At 47.0% G+C, this 1,766-nt stretch carries 1 protein-coding gene; it reads right to left on the bottom strand.

From position 1 onward, the window contains the following. On the bottom strand, positions 1–1,766 hold a 1,766-nt coding region (locus J4G02_22705; GenBank protein ID MCE2397320.1), incomplete at both ends, for a hypothetical protein.

The raw sequence follows: 1,766 nt of genomic DNA, 5'->3' as shown, positions 1-1,766 counted from the left end.
CCGTCTCCATTTATATCCGCTTCTGGATGATTCAGTATCGCACCAAAATTTTGCTCAACAAGCGACAAATCCAAGATATTGACCACACCATCGCCATTGACATCTGCGCTTATCCCATATTCGTGCTGCCAACCCCGCGCCACTTCAAGCAATTTATGCACCTCCACACACTCAGCGTCCAAGTAGCATGTATCCCCAATAAGGAGAAATGGTATAGCACCCACAAATTCATTATAACGTACCATTTCATTATGAAGCATTGGATCCTGATCAGGGAAAAACGAGGAAAATCCAATGGCGTGAACAAACGGGGAAAAAAGAAATGTGCTAATCAGATGTGGTGTCAACCCACGCATTAATGCACGCTGTGCAAAACTCTCATGGGCAAACGTTGCTTCATGAAGACGTTCACCTCCCAATACAATACCCGGCATCGCTTCTGCCAATTCCTGGTGCAGCAACGCCATCCCTTGTCCCATATTTAATCCATCAATTAATCCATTCCCATCATTAATTACGGAGTGACTCGCGTCAAGAAAAAAGGCGTCAACAGGGTATTCCTCCCATACTACCTTTAGGTTTGAGACAAGTAGGTTTCGCCATTCTGAACTCGCAGGGCTAATATGGGCGAGAGGATGCAGAGCAGGGTGGTCGCACGGTTCGTCCACACATTCACTACTAAGTTCGCCGGTCCAAGTATCTCGATATTGATACTGCTGGAAATGAGGGTAAAGCGGGTGGCTTGGTGACATACCGTGCACGATTGCGTGAAGCATCACCCGAAATCCGTACTGCTGTGCAGCTTCGAGAAAAACCGGCAACTCTGAATTTGGAAAATAGTCTGGAACATGTGCAGCACTTCCTTTTGTCCACCATTCCCCTCCGACAGCCCAATCTCCCAAATATAATAATGTTTTCGACGGATCTACTAACTTGGCTAATCTCTCAGGCAAATCAAACATACCCGAATCACCAAGCACAACTAATGTAATATCTTCAGTCCACGGTATATCCGACAACCGCCGTGGTTGGAATGCTTGTTCCATCCACTCCCTATAAATCCGAGCCGGCACCCGCCAGCCACCGGCGTATGTATTGAATCGCCACATCTGCGAGCTGCCTGTAGTATGCGCATCAAAAGGTGCTTGATTATATGTTCCAAAGTTGAAAGCGAATCCATCGTCCGCCCGCTCATAGACGAACCGCTTAAACTGTAAGGTATTGTCCGTATTCCTGATATAAAACCCACCACGTGCGCCTTGGGCAATAGCAAGTTGTGCTTCCCAAGCACTGCTAGGGTAGAAGTGATTAAAAAAGTTTCTTGGGCTGCCCTCGCTCGGAACTATAACTGACACGCTTTGAATATCCAAATAACCCATTCCCCACTGCATTGCGACGATCCCCGGTGTATCAGACACGCCCTCCATGTCAATAAGCAGATCATCTGTCATCGGGTCTACTGCAATGGAAAGCACAACATCAGTACCCTCTTGACGATACAGCAGTTCTACTGCATTTGTGGACAGTTGTGTCGCAGAAACAACCATCGCTGTTCTGGTCAAGACTTTCTTATCTCTCCAGTAGAGTCCCGTCGATCCTGTTTCTCCACGAGGCTTGGGGTGGGTATAAGTCTCGTCGGTCAGTTTATTATGGATATACTCAATAACCCCTTGGTTAAACTGGACAGTGTAGTTGTCAGTTTCGACATGCACCGATTCACCGTCAATGGTGATGTTGCCATAAGCAAATGTGGCAAGAAACAAGCA

Source organism: Candidatus Poribacteria bacterium (assembly GCA_021295755.1).
Classification (GTDB): Bacteria; Poribacteria; WGA-4E; order WGA-4E; family PCPOR2b; genus PCPOR2b.
The sequence above is the reverse complement of the archived record's forward strand: the minus strand, read 5'-3'. Positions and strand labels throughout refer to the sequence as shown.